Origin of the sequence: Oscillatoria sp. HE19RPO, assembly GCF_024220515.1 — a bacterium.
GTDB lineage: Bacteria > Cyanobacteriota > Cyanobacteriia > Cyanobacteriales > Laspinemataceae > Laspinema.
Map to the genome: position 1 here is coordinate 18,154 of NZ_JAMXOT010000146.1, position 24,577 is coordinate 42,730.

General features: G+C 47.4%; 16 protein-coding genes. 9 read left to right on the forward strand and 7 right to left on the reverse strand.

The window, feature by feature from the left end; genetic code table 11:
• Positions 1-17: 17 nt before the first annotated feature.
• On the forward strand, positions 18-1,397 hold the full coding sequence (locus tag NG833_RS13780) for a P-loop NTPase fold protein (RefSeq protein WP_254565862.1): 1,380 nt from the start codon (positions 18-20) through the stop codon (positions 1,395-1,397).
• 3 nt (positions 1,398-1,400) lie between these two features.
• Complete coding sequence (locus NG833_RS13785) at positions 1,401-6,416, forward strand: AAA family ATPase (RefSeq protein ID WP_254565863.1); 5,016 nt, start codon at positions 1,401-1,403, stop codon at positions 6,414-6,416.
• Positions 6,417-6,619: 203 nt separating this feature from the next.
• On the opposite strand, the gene NG833_RS13790 is transcribed toward NG833_RS13785, so the two are convergent.
• Complete coding sequence (locus tag NG833_RS13790) at positions 6,620-7,606, reverse strand: M48 family metalloprotease (protein ID WP_375293911.1); 987 nt, start codon at positions 7,604-7,606, stop codon at positions 6,620-6,622.
• A 51-nt stretch (positions 7,607-7,657) separates the two neighbouring features.
• The gene (locus NG833_RS13795) at positions 7,658-8,308 is read right to left on the reverse strand and encodes an OmpA family protein (RefSeq protein ID WP_254565864.1); all 651 of its coding nucleotides are present in this window, start codon (positions 8,306-8,308) and stop codon (positions 7,658-7,660) included.
• Between the two features lie 336 nt (positions 8,309-8,644).
• Between NG833_RS13795 and NG833_RS13800 the strand changes: the two genes are divergently transcribed.
• Complete coding sequence (locus NG833_RS13800; RefSeq protein WP_254565865.1) at positions 8,645-9,781, forward strand: acyltransferase; 1,137 nt, start codon at positions 8,645-8,647, stop codon at positions 9,779-9,781.
• Between the two features lie 13 nt (positions 9,782-9,794).
• On the opposite strand, the gene NG833_RS13805 is transcribed toward NG833_RS13800, so the two are convergent.
• A complete protein-coding gene (locus NG833_RS13805) occupies positions 9,795-11,162 on the reverse strand; it encodes a hypothetical protein (protein ID WP_254565866.1) in 1,368 nt (455 codons plus the stop codon).
• Between the two features lie 210 nt (positions 11,163-11,372).
• Between NG833_RS13805 and NG833_RS13810 the strand changes: the two genes are divergently transcribed.
• The 6 genes from NG833_RS13810 (at position 11,373) to NG833_RS13835 (ending at position 20,376) form a co-directional block, all read left to right on the forward strand.
• Entirely contained in the window at positions 11,373-13,940 is a 2,568-nt protein-coding gene (locus tag NG833_RS13810) for a PAS domain S-box protein (RefSeq protein ID WP_254565867.1), read from the forward strand.
• A 724-nt stretch (positions 13,941-14,664) separates the two neighbouring features.
• Complete coding sequence (locus tag NG833_RS13815; RefSeq protein ID WP_254565868.1) at positions 14,665-15,807, forward strand: HAMP domain-containing sensor histidine kinase; 1,143 nt, start codon at positions 14,665-14,667, stop codon at positions 15,805-15,807.
• Positions 15,808-15,988: 181 nt separating this feature from the next.
• The gene (locus NG833_RS13820; RefSeq protein WP_254565869.1) at positions 15,989-17,746 is read left to right on the forward strand and encodes an ATP-binding protein; all 1,758 of its coding nucleotides are present in this window, start codon (positions 15,989-15,991) and stop codon (positions 17,744-17,746) included.
• Between the two features lie 138 nt (positions 17,747-17,884).
• A complete protein-coding gene (locus tag NG833_RS13825; RefSeq protein ID WP_254565870.1) occupies positions 17,885-19,522 on the forward strand; it encodes an AAA family ATPase in 1,638 nt (545 codons plus the stop codon).
• A 47-nt stretch (positions 19,523-19,569) separates the two neighbouring features.
• On the forward strand, positions 19,570-19,944 hold the full coding sequence (locus NG833_RS13830; protein ID WP_254565871.1) for a DUF1257 domain-containing protein: 375 nt from the start codon (positions 19,570-19,572) through the stop codon (positions 19,942-19,944).
• 24 nt (positions 19,945-19,968) lie between these two features.
• Entirely contained in the window at positions 19,969-20,376 is a 408-nt protein-coding gene (locus NG833_RS13835; protein WP_254565872.1) for a DUF1257 domain-containing protein, read from the forward strand.
• Between the two features lie 99 nt (positions 20,377-20,475).
• On the opposite strand, the gene NG833_RS13840 is transcribed toward NG833_RS13835, so the two are convergent.
• The 4 genes from NG833_RS13840 to NG833_RS13855 form a co-directional block, all read right to left on the reverse strand.
• Entirely contained in the window at positions 20,476-22,053 is a 1,578-nt protein-coding gene (locus tag NG833_RS13840; protein WP_254565873.1) for an Hsp70 family protein, read from the reverse strand.
• A 113-nt stretch (positions 22,054-22,166) separates the two neighbouring features.
• Positions 22,167-22,943: a nucleotide exchange factor GrpE gene (locus tag NG833_RS13845; RefSeq protein WP_254565874.1), complete on the reverse strand. Its 777-nt coding sequence runs from the start codon at positions 22,941-22,943 to the stop codon at positions 22,167-22,169.
• A gap of 12 nt (positions 22,944-22,955) precedes the next feature.
• Entirely contained in the window at positions 22,956-23,168 is a 213-nt protein-coding gene (locus NG833_RS13850; protein ID WP_254565875.1) for a DUF2997 domain-containing protein, read from the reverse strand.
• Positions 23,169-23,379: 211 nt separating this feature from the next.
• On the reverse strand, positions 23,380-24,351 hold the full coding sequence (locus tag NG833_RS13855; RefSeq protein WP_254565877.1) for a lysylphosphatidylglycerol synthase domain-containing protein: 972 nt from the start codon (positions 24,349-24,351) through the stop codon (positions 23,380-23,382).
• Positions 24,352-24,577: the final 226 nt, after the last annotated feature.

Genomic DNA, 24,577 nt, shown 5'->3' on the forward strand with positions numbered 1-24,577 from the left:
AACCAAGGGCAAGGGTGATGGAAATTAATTTGAGAAAATTTTATCAAGCGTGTAACCCCAGTAAGACGCTATCCATTGGAAATCCGGAGGATAGACCGTATTATATTGATTTTTCCGGGGTCCGAGGGGGTAAAATAATTGAGGAGTTGGGCCGAACTATTACCCGATTGTCTCCGGATATTCCCACTTGTCAGTTATTTACGGGACATATTGGCTGTGGGAAATCCACGGAGTTGTTGCGGCTAAAGTCGCAATTGGAAGAGGCGGAATTTCATGTGGTGTATTTTGAGTCCTCTCGGGACTTGGAAATGGCCGATGTGGATATTTCTGATATTTTGCTGGCGATCGCCAGACAGGTGACGGAAAATCTCGCGGTTAGTGGAATTCCCCTGACCTCTAGTTATTTTACTAAGCTGTTTAAAGAAATTACCGAGGTCTGGCAAGCGCCCATTGATATTGATCCCACGGCGGATTTAGCCATTTCTATCGCTCAAATTACCAGCCAAGCGAAAGAAAGTCCTAAACTGCGAACCCAGTTACGGCAATATTTAGAACCGCGCACCAGTGGGATTTTACAATCGATTAATGAGGATATTCTCTTGAAGGCAACTCAGGAGTTGCAACGTCGGGACAAACGGGGGTTAGTGGTGATTGTGGATAACCTCGATCGCGTGGATAATCGACCGTTACCCTCCGGGCGATCGCAAACGGAATATTTATTCGTCGATCGCGGTGAACAACTTCGCAAGCTCAAATGTCATTTAGTTTATACGATTCCCCTTTCCTTAATGTTTTCCCATGAATCTGAAGCGCTCAAAAGCCGATTGGGGGCAGGAGTGGCCCCGAAAGTGCTGCCAATGGTTCCCGTGCGATCGCGCGATGGGGAAGACTTTATCGAAGGGTTAGAGTTACTCCGGCAAATGGTCCTAGCGCGGGCCTTTCCTGAACTGACCCCATCAGAACGCCTAAACTTAATTACCCAAGTCTTTGATAGTGCGGAAACCTTAGACCGCTTGTGCCGGATTAGTGGCGGCCATGTGCGAAATTTATTGGGGTTGATCTATCGCTGCTTACAACAAGAAGACCCGCCTTTTGGTCGAGAAACAATTGAAACTGTCATTTCGGAACGGCGGAACGATTTGGTCCTGGCGATCGCCCCGACGGATTGGGAACTGCTCAATCAAGTCCATGAGAGCAAAAATGTTAGAGGCGAGGCGGCGTATCAACATTTATTGCGAAGTATGTTCGTGTTTGAATACCGCGATCGCGACTCCGGTCGGTGGTTTGATATCAACCCTATTTTGGCAGAATCCCAATCCAAAAAGGAAGCCCTCTCTTCGTCTTTTCCCCTGCCTAAAATCCCGAGTCGAGTACCCAAAACCCACGATGACGGTTGAACCATGATGAATCTACAGTATGACGACGCCGAAGTCAGGCGCAATCAACAATCTTTAAAGGTTTTACACCGGGCCATTTCCTTTTCTCAAGGGCAGTTTTCCTTGATTTTGGCGCGGTGTAACTATGCCAGTTTGCGCGATCGCGTGACTGCAGATTTACATGATTCCGTCTCTGTAGAGATTCGCGAACTTCATCTGCCGACTTCTGTGCGGACGCTGTACAAGACCATCCAGGATGAAATTGGCACAGAACAACCGGAAGCTTTAATGGTCTTTGGACTCGAATCGGTCAGTCATTTAGACCCCCTATTTATGGCGGCCAATCAGGTTCGGGAAGAGTTTAGAAAGCACTTTCCCTTTCCGATTGTTTTTTGGGTGGATGACCGGGTTTTAAAAAGCTTTATTCGGGTGGCCCCGGACTTTGAAAGTTGGGCCACCAGTACGGAGTTTTCTCTCTCGACAACGGCGGCGATCGAGACGATCGCCATCAGTGTGGATCGGGTCTTCTCCGAGGTGGTGGAACGGGGTTCCTTTAACTTTATTCCTAACTCGACAATTCTCGGGTCCCGCAACTGCCTGGAATTGGAATTTGCTAAACAAGAATTAAGCAGTCGCCAGGTGCAGTTGGTTCCGGAACTGGAAGCAAGTTTACAGTTTGTGCTAGGTCGCGATGATTATGCCCGCGATCGCCTGGATTTGGCCTTAAAACGCTATCACCAAAGCTTGGCCTTTTGGCAACAACAACTCTCCGGTTCCTCCAGCTACAGCGGTGAGAAAGAGGCTATGGCATCGGGCGATCGCCAGTCCATGCCGTTCATTCCCCTCACCCCCAACCCCTCTCCCCTGATTTGGGAGATGCCACCCCTGCGGTATTACTTGCAACAGGGGGTGGTGTTGTTTCACATCGGACTGTGTTACTGTCGTTTGGCACAACTGGATCAACCCCAGGAACAGCAGCATTTACAAGCGGCCCGGTCTTATTTAGAAGACTGTGTTCGCGTCTTTGAGGAGTCCAAACATCCGGAATTAGTCGCCAAGTTTATTGGACAACTGGGTGAGATTTTGCAGCGGTTACAAGCATGGGATGCCTTATCTATTGTGGCCAAAAAGTCGATTACCTTGCATCAGCATTGCAAACCCCAGGAGTTGGCCCGGGATTATGGATTTTTGGCCGAGGTAGCGTTGCAGCAGTCCCAGTGGGAAAAAGCTCGGAATTTTGCCGAACGCGCCCTAGAGGTCCTGGCTAATGCCCCCAAGGTGCTGATTCCCAGGCCTCATGGGTTATATTTACTGCTGTTGGCCCGGGCGTTTGCTCAAGTGGGTCAGGGGGAAAAGGCAATTTCTCACTTGCACCATGCCGAACAGCAGACCGATCCGCAGTATGACTTACAGTTATATCGCCGGATTTTAGAGGAGTTGCGATCGCTGTATTTTCAACAGTCGGAATATCTCAAAGCCTTTGAAATTAAGCAAAAACTTCGCGCAGTCGAGGCTCAGTTTGGCTTACGGGCGTTTATTGGGGCTGGTCGTTTACAAGCGCGACTACATCCGTTGAATCCCTCGATGATGGGGAGTGTTACCCCCACTCATGTTCCCGTGGAAATTGCTACATCGGGACGGGAAGGGGATGTCAATCGCTTAATCGAACGCTTGGGTCGGAATGACTACCGACTCACAGTGATTCATGGTCATTCGGGAGTAGGAAAAAGTTCCCTGGTTCAAGCGGGATTAGTGCCGGTGCTTAAACAAACGGCGATCGCTGCGAGAAATGCTTTCCCGGTTCTTCTACAAGTGTACACCGATTGGGTCACCGGATTAAAGCAAGGTATCCAACGAGGACTAGAAGAGTCTGGATTTGACCGGGACGACTCGGGCCGCTTAACCGGAAATCGCAACCCCAACCTCGATTTCAATGCCAATCAGTTCTCGAAAAATGTTCAAGAATTACTGGAAGAATTGCATCGCAACAACGAGCGCAATTTACTCACAGTTTTAATTTTTGACCAATTTGAGGAATTCTTTTTTGTTGAAAATGACCCGGGTCAGAGACAGGAATTTTATCAATTTTTAAATGCCTGTGTCAATGTTCCCTTCGTGAAAGTCATTTTTTCTTTACGAGAAGATTACTTACATTATTTGCTGGAATGTGAACGCCTCGGGAATCTGGAGGTGGTGGATCGGGATATCCTAAATAAAAAGTTTCGGTATTACCTGGGAAATCTGTCCCAGGCGAAAGCGCGTCAGGTGATTGAAAGCTTGACCCAACGCGCTCAATTTTATTTAGAACCGGCTTTAATTGAGGAATTGGTTGAGGACCTGGCCGATCGCGTCGGGGAGGTCCGTCCCATTGAGTTACAAGTGGTCGGTGCTCAACTGCAAGCGGAGAACATCACCACCTTAGCCCAATATCGGCAATCCGGGCCGAAAGAGAAGCTGGTGCAACGCTTCTTAGAAGAGGCGATCGCCGACTGCGGCCCGGAAAATGAATATACAGCGCGGTTGCTGCTTTACTTCCTCACGGAAGAAAGCGGCATTCGTCCCCTGAAAAAGCAGGCGGAATTATTAGCAGATTTAACCCCTGAGTTAGCGGTTCATCCTGAGAATTTAGAAGAAATTTTAAAAATCCTGGAAAAGGCGGGGTTAGTGTTTGTGCTGCCGGAACTTCCGGAAAGTCGCTATCAGTTGGTTCATGATTATTTAGTGAAATTTATCCGGGAACAGGAGCGAATTCAAGCGGGCTTAAAAGGGTTGCGCGAAAAAAACAAAGAGTTGCAAGCGACGAATTTACAACTCCATCGAGAGAAAGAAGTTCAGGCGGAATTAACCCAATCCAAAGAAAAAGCCAAGCAAATCCAAACTACATTGAATTTGATTCTGGCAATCATGGTTGCTGGGTTTGGAATTTTGACCTGGCAAGCCTTTTCTAAAAGCCTCAAGGCTGAGATTGCGGAACTGGAAGCCAAAAATCTATCTTCGGAAGCATTGCGCCTGAAAAACAACGAATTTGGGGCATTGGTGAATAGTCTTCAAGTCGGGCAAAAGACCTCCGAAATCATCCAATCGCCCTTCACCATGCGATCGCCCCTGTCGTTGGAAATGCAGACCGCCAGTGTCTTACAACTGGCCTATACCGTTCGAGAAGTCAACCGCTTAGAACAACATAAAAACAGTGTAGTTAGCGTCACCTTCTCCGACGATGGCGAACTGATTGCCACCGCCAGTACCGATAAAACCGCTAAACTGTTTACACCTGATGGCCGTTTAGTGGTGAGCCTGAATGGCCATGACAAGCCCGTTACCCGAGTTGCATTCAGTCCCGATGAACAAACGATCGCCACCACCAGTACCGATGGCACCATCAAACTGTGGCAACGGGATGGCACATTAATCCGCACTCTCACCGGCCACAGTCTCGGCGTCACTAGCGCAAGCTTTTCTCCCGACGGACAAATCTTGGCCTCCAGCAGTCAAGATAGAACCATTAAACTCTGGAACCTCCAGGGACAGTTACTCCGGACCATCAATGCGGAAAATGCACCGATTTTGTTAGTGCGATTTTCCCCTGATGGACAGACGATCGCCGCTGCCAGCTTAGATAACACCGTTAAACTCTGGAACATTAACGGCAATGCGATCGCCACCTTGACCGGCCATGAACAAGGGGTCACCAGTGTGAGTTTCTCACCCGACGGACAAACCCTCGCCTCCGGTAGCATCGATAAAACCGTGAAACTCTGGAGACTCAACGGTACTGAAATCGCCACCCTGCGCGGACATACAGAAGGGGTATTCGGGGTGAATTTTAGTCCCGATGGTACCACCCTTGCCAGCGCCAGTCTGGACCGCACAGCCAAATTGTGGCGTCAAGACCCACAAACCAACCAATGGGTAGAAAGTGATACCCTCCAGGGACATCGCGATGAAGTCTGGAGTGTGAGCTTTTCTCCCGATGGCCAAACCATCGCGACTGCCAGTCTGGACAACACCGTGAAACTCTGGAAAAGTCTTCCCCGACAACTTCCAGGATTTCGGCAACATACCGATGAAGTCTTGGTGGTGGCGTTTTCTCCCAATGGCCGATTGCTCGCCTCTGCCAGCAAAGATAACACGGTCATGCTATGGGAACCCAACGGGAATAAAATTGCCGACTTAATCGGACATAAGGATGCCGTCTGGAACCTGAGTTTTAGTCCCGATGGCGAACTCTTTGCCACGGCAAGCGCTGACAACACGGTGAAACTCTGGAGTAAATCCAAACAGGATTTAGTCGCGACGTTAGAGGGTCATCAGGACCGAGTTTTAGGCATCGATTTCAGTCCCGATGGACAACAGGTGATCTCCGTCAGTGGGGACGGCATGGCAATTCTGTGGAGTAAGAGGGGAGAACGACTTCGCACATTCCGCGCGGATGAAAATTCCCTGAATAGCGTTACCTTTTCCCCAGATGGTAAACGCATTGCCACCGCTGGGGGAGATGGGACGGTGAAACTCTGGGATTTAAACGGGAAACTGGTGCGAACCATCGGGGAACATCAGGGGGAGGTCTATAGTGTGACCTTCTCTCCCGATGGAAAACAGATTGCCACGGCGAGTCAGGATAAAACGGTAAAAATTTGGAGTCAAGACGGCAAGGCGATCGCCACCCTCGAAGGACATATTCGGTCCGTGTACTGGGTGGCTTATAGTCCCAATGGACAACTGATAGCTACGGCGAGTGAGGATAAGACGCTTAAACTTTGGACCAAAGATGGCAAGGCGATCGCCACCCTAGAAGGCCACAATGATGCGGTCCTCAGTCTGAGTTTCAGTCCGGATAGTAAAACCTTGGCCTCTTCCAGTAAGGATAAAACCGTGATTTTATGGAACTTGAACCTGGAAGATTTGTTAAACCGCAGTTGCCTATGGGTGGATGATTATTTGGAGAATAATTCCCGGGTGAAAGAGGGCGATCGGGAGGTATGCGATCAGATTTTGGGGAAGAAGGAGGAGGGGTTTGAATTGTGGGATACAAAGGAGTAAACCACTGATTTCACGGATTTGCACTGAAGGAATGTTTACACGATGGGGGATAAGGATTGCTAAGTTCGAGGATTATATCAAGTCTGCTGGATTAATCTAAAAAATCATCTCCCCCATCCTTACAAAAGTAGTTTTTTACGTTCAGGGTGATTCTCCGGTCCCCTCCCCTTGGCAAGGTCCGGGTTAGGGTGGGGTCAATCTAGTTACGCCAAAACAGGAGTCCGTTGCTTTTGCTGCGCCATTTGCTGCAAACGCGCAATCCGTTCTTCCGTGGGGGGATGGGTGCGAAATAACGCTTGCAATCCTTTGGCATTCAGCGGATTGACAATCAATAACGGTGAAAATGCCGGATTGCCATTCATGGGAATTTGTCGTCCCATTGCTTCCAATTTCTCTAAGGCACTGGCTAAAGCTAAGGGATTTTGGGTGATTTCTGCTGAACCAATATCTGCTGCAAATTCGCGGGTTCGGGAAATTGCCATCTGAATTAATCCAGCAGACAGAGGTGCTAAAACCACCAGGAACAATAATCCCAGGGGGTTTGCGCCTTGGCGATTGTCTCGGGTGACGGGACCGTATAGCGCGCCAAAGGTGAGAATCCGTCCGACAAAGGTAATTGCACCGCCAATGGTTCCCGCGACGGCTTGGGTGAGGGTGTCGCGGTTTTTGACGTGGGTTAGTTCGTGAGCTAATACTCCTTCCAGTTCTTCGGGGGTGAGGAGTTTTCTCAATCCTTGGGTGACGGCAATTGTAGCATTGTTGGGATCGCGACCTGTGGCAAAGGCGTTCGGTGTTTGGGTGGGGACCGTAAATAGTTTTGGCATGGGGATTTCCGCGCGATCGCATAATCGTGCGACCATATCGTACAATTCCGGGTCTTCCTGCCGTTGCATGGGTCGAGCATGATAGGCCATTAATGCGGCGCGATCGGAAAAGTACCAGGAACTCAAACTACTCGCAGCGGCCAAAATTAATCCGAAAATTAACCCCTGCTCGTTACCCATTAACGCATAGCTTCCTAACACCAAAAGACCGCTTAACAGTCCCAGTAATGCTGCTGTTTTAACTTGATTGTTTAACATAAAAGTGATGCCATGATAGCTGTTGCTTTTTATTCCTCCTAGTTTGGCAAGAAAGGAGGCGATCGCAACTCTATCTGCTGTATGAACTGCATCTCTCTCCTCTGGCATAGATTCCCTCTCGGGGTATGCTGTTGGAGATTTCTGGGGGTGAATGCTCCTTTAATCCAGGGTTCCAATTCCCTCCCCTCGGAACTGGAATCGAAACACTACCTTGCGATCGCTGGGGTTATCCTGTTCTGGTTGGGCTTCAATTTCTCCCCGTCCAGCGGCCATGATTTTTTGGGTTAATTCCGGTTTACTCGCAAACAGGAGTTCCTCGGAAAAAATATATTGCGTCACCGCCAACGCTCGCATCAGACTTAATTCCATATTCGCTTCATAAGAGCCTTTAGAACTCGTGTGACCTTCGATAATCACTCGGGAAATTTCTCGTTCAAAATCAGGATTTGAAAAAATTACCTGACTATACAGAGGAATAAATTTATTCAACTCGGCCTTACCCTCGGGTTTCAGTTGGGCGCTCCCTTCATCAAATAAAATCGCCTCTCGCACACTCACTTCCCCGGTTTCTTCGTTCACCTTGACATCGATTTCATTGCCTTTCAAATGCCCCACCAGTTCTCCTACAAAAATGCGCCGCTGTTGGGATAATTGCTCTTTCGCTTCCTGGAGTTGCAGCAGGGTCGTAATAAACAGCAAGGCAAATACCATCAACACTCCTGACATTAAATCCCCAATGGCTAGGTAAAAGCTAGAGTTATCCGTCTCTTCTTCTTCAACATTGAGCGGTACTTGATTAAAATTTAGCATCTATTAAATCGGCAAGAAAACTGCTTAATTTTACCAGTTCTCGACAAGGAGTAGGACTTATTCACCAGACTTAATCAGTAGGGTCGGACAAAGCCCACCGGGCTCACGGTGCGGAAGTCCTGATCTGGATTTGCTGAAGGTCCCCAATTCCAGGGATAATCTGATCGGGAAAAAAGAAAGAAACCTTACCTATGGCCCCTGTTGCAGTTTGAGTGAAGTTTCCCCTAAGTTTCATCACCTCTACAATTTTTCCCTAGGGATAAGAGGGATACAATTGGGTCTTTTCCTGAGAGTTCCCCCTTGACATTTTCGATAATTAGCAGTACCCTTGATAAGGTGTCTAAACAACTCCCTGGCGTCATTGATACTAATCCAAATAGTAATATGCCCAAAAATAAATTTTTTGAACTTGAGTTGCTGCGGGTCACTGCTATTTTTTTTGTTTTTTATGACCACTCAACCCCTTACTTAGGCTGGGATGCTCGCTATGATAGTTTCATTAAGGAACCGGGGGCTATCGGACTGGGGATGTTTTTCGCTCTTTCAGGCTTCTTGCTGCAACGATCTAGAAGCATCCAAGGAGATGATTTTAATTCGGTGAGTTTTCTCAAAAAAAGATTAACTCGAATCTTTCCTTTGTATTGGATTGCCCTGACTCTTTTTGTTATACGTTTTCACTATTTTTCTGTATCGGGCCACTCTTCAAGTTTTGATCCTCTAGCCCCTACTTTTTTGGCTCATTTTTTAGGTCTTCAGCTTTTCTTGATACCCCTAATATCAGAAATTTTCACTCTGTGGTATATTGGGGCCTTGGTCCCGTATTATATTCTGTTTTGTCTAACCACAAAGTTTAAGTTTCCTAAATATTTAAGCTTTAACTTAATGCTTCTAATTTCTTGTTTTATCCTAAAATTGATTTTGCAAAGATGGGGCATTAAGTTAATAGATGTACGATTATTTTTGCATTACCAGACTTTTTTACTCGGCACGGTTGTTGCTTACTTAGACCCGGAACTTGTATGGTTAAAAAATAAATCTTTGGTTTTAACTTCGATTTTAGGATTTGCGGCCATTTTTTATGCGCCAATAATTGGTAACGATAATATCAACATTGGGAATAGAATAACGCTTACCTGGGCAAGTATTGGCTATTATGGCTATTCTTTAATATGGACATTTTTTCTGGTCAGTTTAATCTTTGTGGTTGCCCCATTCTTTTCAAAATTTCCGGTTATTATCCGGTTTTTATCTCAAAATTCTTATGCCATGTATTTATTTCATCGACCCATTTATGCAACTTTTTATGCTTTGGTAATTTCTTTGATTTCCGCTTCAACTCACCTGAGAACTCTTCTATTTCCGGTGGCTACCCTGGTCATGATAGGGCTGTGTTACTATTTGACTCGGTTAGATTCTCAAGTCCTCAGTAAAAAATTTACAAAGTGGGCCGATCGGATATTTTATTCTTCCTAGGAATGGCTCGGCGTCATGATTTTTTCAACCCATTTCGCCACTCTTCTAAGAGAGTTTGTTCAAGTTTCACCCGATGGTCTAGGGCAGTTTCCAAGGCTTCTCGTAACCCATCAAAGGTATCAGCGACATCGGCGGTACTCTGTCGAAATGCACGGCGTTGAGACTCCATCATTTGAACCGTTTGGGAAAACAAGTCTTGCAACTGATTTTGATAGGTTTCGGTACATTGCTGTAAATAAGTTTCCATTGTTTGATTTGCTGTTAACAGGGTGTCATTCATTTCCTGCAATCCTCCGATTAGCTCGGTTTTAGCAGTTTGAATCAGACTGGAGGCTTCTGTTCCCACGGTTTCTAAGGTATGGGATTGTTGCTGAAAACTGGTACTGGCTTGAGTTAAAAGTTCCAAGGTGCGCTCGTGGAGTTGTTCGAGCATTTGCTGTTCGAGTTGCGCCCGATCGCGTAGGGTTTGTTGGAGGTTACTTTGCAAGGTTTCCTGAAGATGGTGGCTCATTTTCTCCAGGCGATCGCCGGTTTCTCGATGTTGGGTTTCTATCACCATCAGCAACCGATGGAAGTCCTGAGATAAGGTGGTTAGGGTTTGGGAGAGTTGCTGGATCACCGCTGAATTTTCCGCTGCTGTGGGGTGGGAATTCTCTTTGGTGGCGATCGCCTCTAATGCGGTGGAAATCTTTTCCAATACAGGGGTGAGTTCCGTGACAATCGGTTGTCCCTGAGTCCCTGTCTGGGGTATTTCTGCTCTTTTGAGGGCGCTAGGATTGGGTTCTAAAATAAATAGGCGATCGATTTGGAAGTGGAGGCGACTGCGCCAGGATTGGCGCAGTCCATTGGTCCCAAACAACACCACGGTAAATAGACTCCCCAACCCCAACCCCAGCAAGGAACTCGAAAAGGCGGTTCTCATCCCCATTAACAGGGTTTGAATTGCTGCTAACAAATCCGACGACTGGGTAACCCCAAAACTCACCCCTTGTAACCCCGCCTGAATGCCATAAAATGTTCCTAAAATTCCGATGGCTGTACATAAACTCGGCACGAATTGCAGAGAACTTCGAGGGGAGCGATGCAAAATAGGGGGATAATGTTGTAAAATAAAGTAGCCTTTCTCCTGAATGGGTTGGTGATATTCATCCATTAAAATATGATCGGATAGCCAAGCTAAACTGAGGGAATTTGCCACAGTTTTTTTATCTCGTCGCCAGGTTTTCAAAAAAATTAAAGCCCTGGTGACAACTTGAGTCTCTTGGCGATAGCGCAGGGTTTGATAAATCTCGACGACAACAGCAGCGAGAAATACCAATAAAGCTAACTGATGAAATACGGTATTATTCCAAATGATGCTCGCAACTACAGGAAGTGGCATAGCGTCCTCTGAGTCTAGTGTCGTCAATGAGTGCGATCGCTCAACAGTCCCACCGGATTTTGCCCCGGCAAGGGAGTCTTACTTAGGTCCCTTGTCTGTATTCCTTAGAAACCCGTAATAACCCTCTTCATGATGGTCTCGCTTACAGGAACCCCTGTCAACCGGGAATGTTAAAATTTAACTGGGGAGATTGGGCAAAAGGGGGTTTTTATGACAAATCAGAATCGGGGACCGATGGATTTTCAGGCGGGCGATCGCCTCACTCAATCCCTTCAAGAACAGCTGGCATTGGCACAGCGTCGTTGTGAAGCATTGGAGTTGGCGTTAGCACAGATGCCAGAGGAATTAACCCATGCTCAGACTCGGGAAGAAACCGCAGTAGACTCTCAAAAAAGTGCTGATTTATACCAAAATATGTTTGAAAAAGCACCAATTGGGATGGTTTTAATGAGTTGGGAGACCCAAGGTTTTGTGCAAGTTAATTCCACCTTTTGTAGTCTGTTGGGCTATTCTAATTCAGAACTAGCAACCCTGACTTTTGGGGAGATTACGGCTCCAGAAGACCGGGAAGAGGAGCGAGAATTTCTCCTGCAAATGGAGGAACTCCCGGAAATTTCCAGCTATCAAACAGAGAAACGATTGATTCGCAAGAATGGGGAGATTTTGTGGGTCCATCTATGCGTCTCGGTCCTGGAGGATAGTCAGGGGAATCCGCTGTATTTGTTGGGGACAATTCAGGATGATAGCGATCGCCTCCGCACTCAATGCGCCCTCCAGGAGAGTCAAGAAAGACTACAAAATGTCTTGGATACCTTGCCGCTTGGGGTCTGGATTACCGATGCCAAGGGGACCATTCTTCAAGGAAATCCGGCAGGTCAAAAAATTTGGGGCGGTGTTCGATATGTGGGAATGGACCGCTATCATGAATATAAAGGATGGTGGCCGGATACAGGAGAGCCACTTTCGAGCGAAGAATGGGCGTTATCCCGCACCTTGCGAACGGGACAAAGTATCTTGAATGAAGAAATAGACATTGAAGATTTTAACGGCAAGCGGAAAACCATTCTTAACTCGACGATGCCGTTAAAAAATCAATCCGGGGTGATGGTGGGTGCAATGTTTGTCAATCAAGATATCACCGAGCAACGGTTGGTGGAAAATGCCCTGTGGGAAAATCAGCGGTTGATTCAACAAATTGCTGATGCGACTCCCACGATTTTATATCTTTATGACTTGGGGGAAAATCGAAATATTTATTCTAACCAACATCTCAATGATATTTTGGGATACCTTCCCGAAGAAGTGCAAAAGATGGGACCGGATTTTTTGCCGAATTCGATTCATCCGGAGGATTGGCCTAGGGTTGTGGAAAACCGCCTAAAATTAATATCGTCTAAGGATGAAGAAATTATTGAAACCGAGTATCGGATGCGGGATGCTCAGGGAGAATGGCACTGGTTAGTGAGTCGAGATACTATCTTTTCTCGCACGCCGGAAGGGGCGGCAAAACAAATTCTGGGGATGGGTTTAGATATTAGTCTTCGCAAGCGAGCCGAGGCAGAATTGGCGGAATATCGTCAACAATTAGAGGCATTAGTTCAGCGTCGCACCGCAGAACTTCAAAACACGAATCAACAATTAGAACGGGAAATTGCCGATCGCATTCGCGCCGAGGTCCAGCTTAGAGAGAGCGAAACTCGCTATCGATTGTTAGCTGAAAATGCCACGGATATGATTTCAACTCATACCCCCGAGGGCGTTTATCAATATGTTTCCCCTTCCTGCTTCACCCTGCTAGGGTATCACGCCTCTGAATTAATCGGGCATTCGGCTTATGAATGGATACATCCCGATGATATCCCCGAAGTGGAAATCTCCCATCGGGCGGTTTTAGAAGCCTTAGTGCCGTTGCAGGTGGTCTACCGGATTCGTCATCAAGACGGACATTATATTTGGTTTGAGACGAATGCTCAGGCTGTCTGTGACCCTCAGACGGGGGAGGTGGTCAAAATTCAGGCAGCTTCGCGGGATATCAGCGATCGCCGACGCATTGAAAAAGAACTCGCCCAACATACTGCTGATTTAGCCCGTTCTAATGCAGATTTAGAGCAATTTGCCTATATGGCCTCTCACGATTTGCAAGAACCCCTCCGCATGGTTGCCAGTTATACTCAATTATTAGCCCTGCGCTACCCGGACAAACTCGATGCTCAAGCAGATAAATACATTGCTTATATTCTGGATGGCGCAACTCGGATGCAGCAACTGATTCATGACCTCTTGCAGTATTCCCGAGTTGGAACTCACGGTAAATCCTTCCAACTCGTGGATTGTAATGAGATTATGAGGCAGGCTATTGCTAATTTAAAACTCGCCATTCGTAAAAGTGAGGCCCGGATCGCGGGGCAGAATTTGCCCCAGGTTTTTGGGGATAAAACTCAATTGCTTCAGTTATTTCAAAACTTGATTGGTAACGCGATTAAATATCGAGGGTTGCAACCTCCCGAGGTGCAGATTGAGGCCCGTTATAGAGAGGGAGAATGGTTATTTTCTGTGCGGGATAATGGCATTGGTATCGACCCCAAACAGGGCGATCGCATCTTTCAAATTTTTCAACGGTTGCATACCAGGCAGGAATATCCCGGGACGGGAATTGGATTAGCCATTTGTAAGCGAATTGTTGAACGACATCGGGGGCATATTTGGGTTGAGTCTGAACCCAGTCGCGGGGCGATTTTTTACTTTACTTTGGCTAATTCTAGCCCAATTGAGGAGTGATTTTTGAGCAGGTTCCATTAACCGGATCTGACTCTTGGTCCTGGATGGTGGCCCCTCACCCAGGGAGAGTCGAACCCGGGGGGCGATCGCGCACCGGATACCGGATCAACAACAGCAGGTTCATCGATGGGGTTTAAATCCGGAACCTGATAGGATCTCCAGGATTGAAATTTACTGTTGCTACAAAGATTGGCATACTATCCTCCTGGTCTGTGACCACAGAACTTTTTCTAAACATACTTGAAACTTTAATCTTTCAATGATATAATTTTAAGGAAAAATTATTTTTATTACGGGAATCAGAACAGAAAAGAAAAAATCTAAGGGTTTAAATCCCGGGAGAAACTTTTAAAAGGGTGGTCACCCCTGACCCGGGGAAAGGTCCCCGATTCATCAGACAGAAACTAGACGAGCCATTAAGCAAATTAATCTCTCCCCAGGAAAAAGAGTCGGGAAATCCGAACGACCGCGATCCCCTCGATCCGAGAGATGAAAATGACCCTTTCCTGGTCGTTAAAACATAATTCTGTTCAGACTGATATCTATCGCGATCGCGCTTAACTTTTTCCTGACTCTAAAATCCCCAGTGCCGAACTGCCAACTTAGTCTCACCCGATCGGGGTTCTGAATTGATGGAGAGGCCCTATTTCCAGGAGAGTTCCGGACTAGACCCGATCGCCACTAAGCCCCTATCAGATTTTACGCCATACCCAGGAGAACCACTATGAATCGAGAATTGATCCGGATCCTATTAGTCGAGGATAATTTGGGCGACGCTGAACTGTTCCAGGACATTTTAGACATGATCCCGGAAAGTCAGACTTGGAACGTGACTCATGTGATGCGATTAACAGAGGCCCTTGTTGAACTGGAGCGCGATCCCGTCCAAGTGATCCTGTTAGACCTCTCACTTCCCGATAGTCAAGGACTCCAGACCCTGGTGACCCTGCGGGAACAAGCTCCCACGCTCCCCATTGTGGTGCTGACGGCGTTGAATGATGAACAACTGGCGATTACAGCGGTGCGCGAAGGTGCTCAAGATTACTTGGTGAAAGGGTTAGTCAGTGGAGGGACGATCGCCCGCTCAATGTTCTATGCGATCGAGCGCAAAAAAAATGAAATCGCCATGCAGTCCTGCTTAGAACAAGAACGGCAACTCCGAGAAATCAAATCTCGATTTATCTCCATGCTCTCTCATGAATTACGCAATCCTCTCACAACCATTCTGGCTTCCGCAGACTTGATGGAAAATTTGGCTGAGGAATTGAGCGATCAGAAAAAACGGGAGATGAATCGAAAAATCAAAGAGTCTGCGGGACGAATGAATAAAATCCTCAATGATCTGGTGGCACTCTGGCATCAGGAATCCCTTGAACTCACTTCATTTAACCCCTGTTGGTTTGATCTGCCCCCATTTTGCCAAAAGTTGGTGGCTGAGTTTCAAATCCAACTGGATCATCAATGTTCCCAACGGGCTAATTCCATTGACTTAATATTTGTGAGTCAGGTTAAGACCTATCCGGTGTACTTGGACCTCAATCTCATTGAACAAATTTTAACCAACCTGATCTCAAATGCGATTAAATATTCTCCCAAGGGCGGCCCGGTTAAATTTGAGCTGACTGCGGACTTCAAGCAGGTGATTTTTCAGATTCAGGATTCCGGGATTGGGATTCCTGCATCGGAGCGCGATCGCCTATTCACCTCATTTTATCGCGCCAGCAATACTAAGGGAATCTCCGGAACTGGTTTGGGTTTATCTATTGTCAAAAATGCCGTGGAGGTACAAGGGGGGACGATTCAGGTTAATAGTGAGATGGAAAAGGGGTCTACGTTTACGGTGACTTTACCCTACGAAGTGTTCTAGTCCTGGTTAATGAGACTCAGCCTGGGCGGATCTCGGGATGAGGTATTGCTCCCCATTTGAAGGGGCTTGAATTTTTTTGAATCTTAACCTATTTTCTCTCAAACTGCATAAAAATTTAAGGTAAAATTAGGAAAGAATTTAGTTAACCTTAAAATCAATTTTCTTGAATGAAGCGTAAAATATGAAAATTTTATTGGTGGAGGACAATCTCGCGGATGCAGAATTTCTACAAGAAATATTATCAGAGTTTGGCGACGAGCAGTTTATCTTTGCTCATGTTTGGCGCGTCAGCGAAGCCCTAAAACAGTTGGCGAAAACTGAGTTTGATGTGGTGTTATTAGATTTATCCTTGCCTGATTCCTGGGGATTAGAAACCCTGATGCAAGTGCAAACCCAAGCCCCCACGATTCCGGTGGTGATTTTGACGGGTTCTCAGGACGAAGAACAGGCGATCGAGGCGGTTCGCAAAGGCGCACAGGATTATCTCCTCAAGGGACAACTGGTGGGGGCATTGTTAGTCCGGGCGATCCACCATGCGATCGAGCGAAATCACACCTTAGAAGCCTTGCGGCGTAGTGAGGAGCGATTTCAAACTCTGGCAGCAGAACTGGATTTGCAAGTCCAAGAACGCACCAGGCAGTTACAACGCGCCTTAGAAAAAGAAGCGATGCTCAATCGGATTACGGAGAAACTGCGCGATAGTTTGGACGAACGGCAAATTTTGCAGACGGCAGTCAGAGAGTTGGCGGTTGCCTTAGAGTCGGATTATTGTAATGCAACGCTCTACCCAACGTCATCCCAGGCAGGAGCTATGTGCTATGAATATGCTCAGGATAGGGAGTCGGATTTAGGGGAGACAATTCGGCAGGTTCTGGAGATTTATGGACCGTTACTGCATCAGGATTGTGTCCAGTTTTGTCCCCTCTTCCTGGATGAGTTGACCGAGGGGATGACCATTCTGGTGACGCCTATTTTCGGCGAACGGGGGGCGATCGGGAACTTATGTTTATGCAAACCCGCCCAGGATCGATTCAGTCTCACAGAAATCGCCCTGGTTGAGCAAGTGGCCTCCCAATGCGCGATCGCCGTCCGTCAAGCGCGATTGTATCAAGCTTCCCTCGCCCAAGTCCAAGAATTAGAGCGTCTCAATCGACTGAAAGATGATTTTCTCAGTACCGTCAGCCATGAATTACGCACCCCGATCGCCAATATTAAAATGGCCGTGCAAATTTTGGAAATGGTGGAACAGAAACGGGAACAGGAGTCCTCCGCGCTGACGACGCCATTGGAGGGGAGAGAGAGCAAACCGCCTCATAGCCTGGATCGCGCTGAGGGATATATTAAGATTTTGCGGGAAGAATGCGATCGGGAAATTCGCCTGATTGATAGCATTCTGGAGTTACAACGCCTGGAAGCTGGCATCGAACCCGTCTCGGTTACCCCCGTTGTGATCCAAGAGTGGGTCGGAAATGTTGTGGCTCCTTTTATCCAAAAAGTGAAAAAAACCCAACAAATCTTGGATGTGGATATCGACCCAGGCCTACCCCCGATTCTCTGCGATTCTGATATTTTACAGCGAATTCTCACGGAACTGCTCGAAAATGCCTGCAAATATACCCCCGCCCAAGGCCGGATTACGATTACAGCCCATTGCGACTGCGCCCGGTTACATCTGCAAGTGAGCAATTCTAGCCTAGAAATCCCCCCGGGCGAATTAACTCACGTTTTTGATAAATTCTACCGCGTTCCCAGTTCCGACCCCTGGAAACATGGGGGAACAGGATTGGGATTAGCCCTAGTTCGTAAACAAACTGAATATATCGGGGGCCAAATTAAAGTGACCAACGCATTTGGGGAAACCTGTTTTACCCTAGAATTGCCCCTTTCCCCCATGCAGTCCGTCAGCGAGCCTTGTGAGAGGGTGAATACCGGGTCCTGAATCCCTCCTGGGATTATCCCATCACCCTTCGATGAATATCTAAGGTTCCGGTCTCAATTTGACTGCTCAAACCCAAACCTGACCCTGTAAAATGGGAATAGGTTATCACCAACAGTTAAGGGCCTCCCTTGGATTATAATGCTGAATCATTCTGACTCTCCCCAAGTTTACGATGCCGTCCTGGGCGGTCAAACTCAGCCCCTTATGGCCTTAATTGCCCAATTGGATTTAATGATTCGGGCACGTTATCCTATTCTTTACCTGGTGGCGGTGGAAGAGGAACCTGTGGAGGAAGTTTTGCACAAAGTGGCTCAATTGTCAATGCCTCATCGGAAACTTTTGTTCTGGGATATCGTGCGCGGGTGGGGAGATAATGGATCGGCAAAAGGATCGGTCATGGCAGCCCTCGATCGCATCGCCAAAGCACCCCCGCAAGATTCCCTCTTTGTCTTACGCGACTTACACCCAATCCTCAAAAATTCCACCTCCGACAAAAATATTCCCGTGATTCGGGAGTTGCGAAATCTCACTCGGGAGTTACAGCGATCGCGCAAAACCCTGATTTTAACCGCCTATACCCCCGCCATTCCCCCAGAATTAAGTGAGGAAATCACCGTCATCGATTTTCCCCTCCCCGATGCCGCCCATATTAATGCCTTAATTACCAAATTTGTTGCCCCCGAACAACTTAAAATCAAAGGATTAGCCCGAGAACAATTAATCAAAGCCTGCCAGGGATTGAGTCGCACCCGCATTCAGCGCGTTTTAGCTAGAGCGTTAGCCGACAAACAACAAGTCAACGAAACCGACATTGAAAGCGTCCTGGATGAGAAAAAACAAGCCATTCGCCAAACCGGAATTTTAGAATTTTTACCCGCCCGAGAATCCCTCAAAAATGTGGGGGGATTGGACAACCTCAAAACCTGGGTGAGAATGCGAAATGAAGTCTTTAGCGAAGAAGCGCGTCGCTATGGAATTCCTAACCCGAAAGGCGTGTTACTCGCCGGGATTCAAGGCACAGGAAAATCCCTGTCTGCTAAAACCATTGCCCATGAGTGGCGCTTACCGTTGTTGCGCTTAGATACCGGGAGATTATTTGGGGGAATTGTCGGCGAAAGCGAGAGTCGGTTGCGCCAAATGATTCAACTAGCAGAAGCGATGTCCCCTTGTGTATTATGGATTGATGAAATTGATAAAGCCTTTGGGAATATTTCCGGAGGAAGTGATGGAGATTCCGGCACCAGTCGCCGGGTTTTTGGGACTTTAATTACCTGGATGCAGGAAAAAACCTCGCCGGTTTTCATTGTAGCCACGGCCAATAACGTGAGAATTTTACCCGCAGAATTGTTGAGAAAAGGACGATTTGATGAGATATTCTTTTTGAATTTGCCTACGGAAACTGAACGGCGGGAAATTTTTAAAGTTCACCTGATGCGACTGCGCCCGAGTCGGTTGCGGGAGTTTGATTTGGGATTACTCGCCCGTCAAACGAACCAGTTTAGTGGGGCGGAAATCGAACAAGTGATTATTGATGGAATGCACCGCGCATTTGGAGGAAAGACCCCCGAACAACGCCGAGATTTTACCACGGAGGATATTTTACGTGCCAGTGAAGAAACGGTCCCCTTAGCGGCGATCGCCCGCTATCAAATCGAAGAATTAAAACAGTGGGCAGCGGAAGCCGGTGCGAGAACCGCTTCCAATGATACTGAATTAACCCAGGAGTTAAAACAGTGGTCCATCCAAAAAGGCATGGGTTCCCTTGACTCCGATTAAACCCTGGAAATCGTCTCCCATACTGAATTGATTTAGGAAAAACTATCATGTCTCATTTTACCACGATTCAAGTCCAAATTAAAAACGGTGAAACTCTCTATCGTTGCTTGCGAGAGTTTGGGTATCAGGTTGAGGAAAATACCACAGTCCGAGGCTATCAAAAGCAAACTACCCAGGCGGATTATGTGATTCGCCAAAAAAATGGCTATGATTTAGGATTTCGTCGGACGGGAGAGACTTATGAGTTAGTGGCAGATTTTTGGGGGGCGCAAATTAATCCGGAGGAATTTGTTCAGGCGGTGACTCAAAAATATGCTTATAAAACGTTGATGGTGTCTGTAGAAGAACAGGGGTTTCAGGTAGAAGAAGAGGAACAATTAGAAGATGGAACCTTGCGGGTTGTGGTGGGTAAATGGATGTAGATGGACCAGTAGGAGTTAAATAGTATGTCCCATTTTACGAGTATTCAGACGGAGATTCGTCAGATAGACTATTTGACGAAAGCCTTAGCTGATATGGGGTTTAATTGCGTTGAAGTCCATGAATTTCCCACCCCTCTCTATGGTTTTGAGGGAGATGTCCGGGAGGAATTGGCGGAGGTGATTGTGCGGCGCAAGTTTATCAGTTCGCGCAGTAATGATATTGGATTTAAACGGCAAGGGGATGGAACGTTTAGGGCGGTGATTTCGGATTATGATTCTCGGGAGTATTCTCTGAGTTGGATTAAGCAGTTGACTCAGCGTTATGCCTATCATACGCTGATAGGAACTGCGCCTGTACAAGGGTTTACGGTTGAGGAGGAGGAGGTGTTAGAAGATGGGACAATTCGGGTTGTTATTGGGCAGTGGGTATAGGGGAAAGATAACGACTGAAGTCGTTACTACGAACATAGAGAAGATAACGACTGAAGTCGTTACTACGAACATGGGAAAGAGACGACTTTAGTCGATCGCCTATTTTAGTTTGGCGATCGCCTCTTTGTCTACTAGGGTTTCTCCGGTGACTAAATCTCGGACGGTTGCCAGTAAAACTCGCCCGGAGTTGACTTCAAATCGGACGGAAATGCGATCGATGCCGATTTGTCCCGGGGGGTTGAGATGGGCGACACAGACGCGATCGCGATCGCGATCTAGGGACCGATATTCTTCCCGTTTGTGCAATGCACCCCCGATCATTCGTCCCGATTCATCAAACATCACCTCAGCTTGGGACATTTCGGCGACTTCCCCGATATCTAGGCGGATTTCTTGTTGTCCCTCGATCGCCGCTTGTAACATCAAGGGTTCCAATCGCTGGCAGGGATATTTTACCCCTTTTTCAAACAAGGGAAAATAGGAGTAGGTTTGACAATGGGGGTCCCATAACCGAATGGCGTAACTGTGGCGCAGATAATCTTCGACGATCGCATAGTCATTTAAGGCTAATGCACCATGCGCCACCGCTTCAAAGGGTTTATCCATTTTGACTCGCGATCGGCCAAAATAGGAGACAATCACCGTTTGAACTGCTGGAATTAAACAACTGCCTCCGACTAACAAAACCTGTTCAATTTCGGCTTTACTAATTCCTTTCATTTGGGCGACTGCCAACACCTCATCCAATGCGCCGCGCAATTGTTCTAAGAGTTGATGATACTCTAGTAGGGCATCAAAGCGATCGCGACTTAATTCGACTTCATAAGACATAAAATTTTCATCATCAAACCATGCCTCTTTCGCCTCCGTTGCCCGAGACAGGCGCATTTTTAACTGTTCAGCAATTTCTAATAACCGTTGCCAGCCCATTTCGCCAATTTGGGACCGGGATAAACCCTGCTGTTGTAGATAATCTTCCACAATCCAGGTATCAATATCAACCCCGCCAATATAGGCATCGGATTTCCCTAAAACCTCCGCTTGTAACGCCGAGTTTCCCGGTTGGGCTGGATTCGTTCTAATTAAGCTCAAATCCAGGGTTCCCCCGCCAAAATCCACCACCAACACCACAGAACCGGGTTTTTGGATGGCATAACCAAGGGCCGCTGCGGTGGATTCATCGATAATATTAATTTCAGGAATTTCCAGGCGAGAACCCAATTCTCTAAACCAATCTAAATAGGACTCAAATGCCCCAACGGGAACCGTAAAAATCAGTTTAGTCGGTTTGATGCCGCCTCGATTTAAACGATGGCAAATTTCTTTTAAAAAAGATTCAGAAATAGTCGATGCCGAGTAGCTAAATCCATCGATTAACCGGGGTGGAGGTTGAAAGTCCGCCGCTAATTCTCGTTTAAATCCTTGAAATAATCGTTCCGGTTGAGCCTGTCCTAACCGGGTAGAAATTACCTGTTGTCCTAAAACTATTTGATTCCCTTCTTTAATAAAAACCACTGTAGGAATGACGGGAATTTCTAAATTTTCTCCGGTTTGTTTTTTACCTTTAAAAATTCTGGAAATTTCCCCAAATCTGAGCGTTTCGGGGGCCTGATTATCGGGTTTAAGAATACTAATAACGGTGTTACTGGTGCCAAAATCAATCGCGACTACGGTCATAATTTTCAAAAGGGAGAGGCAACAACCCGCACCCTAAAGGGTGGGGCTACACAAACGAAGCCTGCCTATGCAGACTAACAGAGAGAATAGGGCTTTGACAACCGGATTTTGTCTTAGGAAGAGGGTTTGATGCCACCGGGAAGGGTGCGGCTGACTTTCGCGGGGGAGAGAATGCGATCGCCTTGACGATAGCCCACAAAGCGAATATAAACCGCCTCTCCCGGTTGCATCTCATCACAGTCCCCTTGATGGAATTGCGGGTTATAGGGCACAGATTCCCAAGGCTGACCAATCGGTTCATAGCCCCAATTTTCTAATAAATTATCCAGGGTGGCAAACAAAGCCGTGAGATTTTTAGCCGGTAAATCCGGTTTAATGCGGGCCATTTCTGTAGCCGTGGGATAGTTGGTCAGTAAGGTTTGGATTTCCTCAAAGGTAGACTGACAAAAATTATCCCAAAGCTGGGATTTTTGGTTCTCCAATTCCTCTCTCAATCCCTGGCATTCTTGGCGCAATTGGGCTTCTAACTCAGGGGGAGAATTGCCGATAACTGACGTGGTTTCTGAGGGAGTAGGTAACAGGTCGAACTGTTGCTCTAATTCTGCCATTGACCAATTTAAAGCCTGGGCCAGTTGGCGCAGTTCACCCCAAGGAATATTGGCGACTGACCCGGACCGAATCTGGCGCAGGCGCAGGGTAGAGATTCCGGCTTTTTGAGCTAACTGTTTCCAGTGCATCAGGCCCAATTGCTTCATGCGATGGCCCAACAGCGCATCATACTTTAAATTTTGATTTTCTATTTCCCCAGACCCTAATACATATAAAATTCCCATGAAAAAGATAAAGCTAAGAACCCAGCCAAACCCGATTAAATTGGGTTCCTCTATCATTAACCCTCCTCCCTAAAATCCTTGAATCGATTGGTTCGATTCTGTGACGATATGTTCGTCACCTTCGTAATAGTCCGGTAACAATTCTTGGGATTCGACTTTGCCGAGAGCTTTCTCAATTTCGGCAGTGGTTTCGGTGCAGTTTTGTCCGTTGCCATTGAGGACGGTTTCCATAATTTTACCATCCTTGCCAATGCGATATTCTACTTTGCGATATTCAGCCATTTCAACCTCCAGTTAGGTTTGAGGGATGGGGAGTCAGGTCCCGAGCCCTGCTTTGTCTTATTTTATTCCGATTGGGTCAGGATTGACTCAAAAGTTGCAACATCCGGCGGGGGTTTAAACCCGAACGGCGACATCCGGCGGGGGTTTAAACCCCCGCCGGTAGGGGCGATTCGCGAATCGCCCCTACAGAGGGATTGATCCACCTGTTGGCTTAAGCGAATTTACCTTTGCCAATTAAGGCAGCGATCGCCGCTGCGGAAGCTTCGGCAACCACGCTAATTAGACGATAGAAAGCAACCGCCCCTAAAATAGCTGCCGGGGAAAATTGTTGATCCAACAGGGCGATCGCCGTTGCTTCAAAGATGCCAATGCCCCCGGGTGCCCCGGGAACCACCAACCCCAACAACCAGGCAAAACTAAAGGCCCCCATCAACGGCGGTATTTGTCCCGGTTGTACCGCCGTCATCGCTTGCACCGTTAAAATAAATCCCGCCCCACGCAACAGCAGAAATCCCATTTCTCCCAAAAGGGGCAGCAGGGGGTAACGAGTAAGCTGGGCAGCCGTTGGCGGGGGAGACTCTGGGGGAACTTCCAACAGTCCCTCGGTTTTGGGGGGTGCTTTTTTAAGTTTGAGTTTGCTCAAAACTTGAATGATAGGGTTTAAAATCCGAGGATGAATCCCTACCAGGACCCCCCCTAATCCCAGTCCCAGCAAAATCGGGGGAACACCGCCCGGGGCGCTTCCCCAGAGGTTACTACTGCCCAATCCGGCGATGATTAAGGCAGAAGCTGCCATTAACAGGGGTTCTAGCAAGACGCTGAGCACGGCAACAGAAAGCGACACATCCCGCTGGGCGATCGCCGCAATTCGACCATAGAAATGCCAGACATTGCCCGGTAAATATTTGGCAATATTGGTAGTGAGATAGACCGATAACCCCCAACCCAAGGGAACCGGGCGATCGAACTCCCGCAGAATCCACAACCACACCCAACCGGACCACAAATGCGCCACAAAGGTCACCCCCAGGGCAGTCGCCAGGGCAATCCAACTAGATCCCGTAATCTGAAGCTGCGCCACGGCACCGGCATTATCTTTGAGGGTTTTGGCTAGAAAAAATAGAGTGGCCCCGAGAATGGCCCACCGTAAAAAAGGTTTTAATTGCGATCGCAAGCGATTCATAACAAATAGGGGATAAGAGTAAGCCAAAGTCAGCTATTAATGCCCACCCTACATCCTAACCCTACAGGTCCAGTTAGAGGCCAAACCCTGGGAAAATCAGGACTCTGACAGCCCCGATCGCGCCACTCAGGGGATTGCAAAATATAAATCCTTCAAACGCTCAACTGAAAGGAAGGTATCTGTAGGGGCGCAATGCTTGCGCCCTCCGGAGGGCGCAAGCATTGCG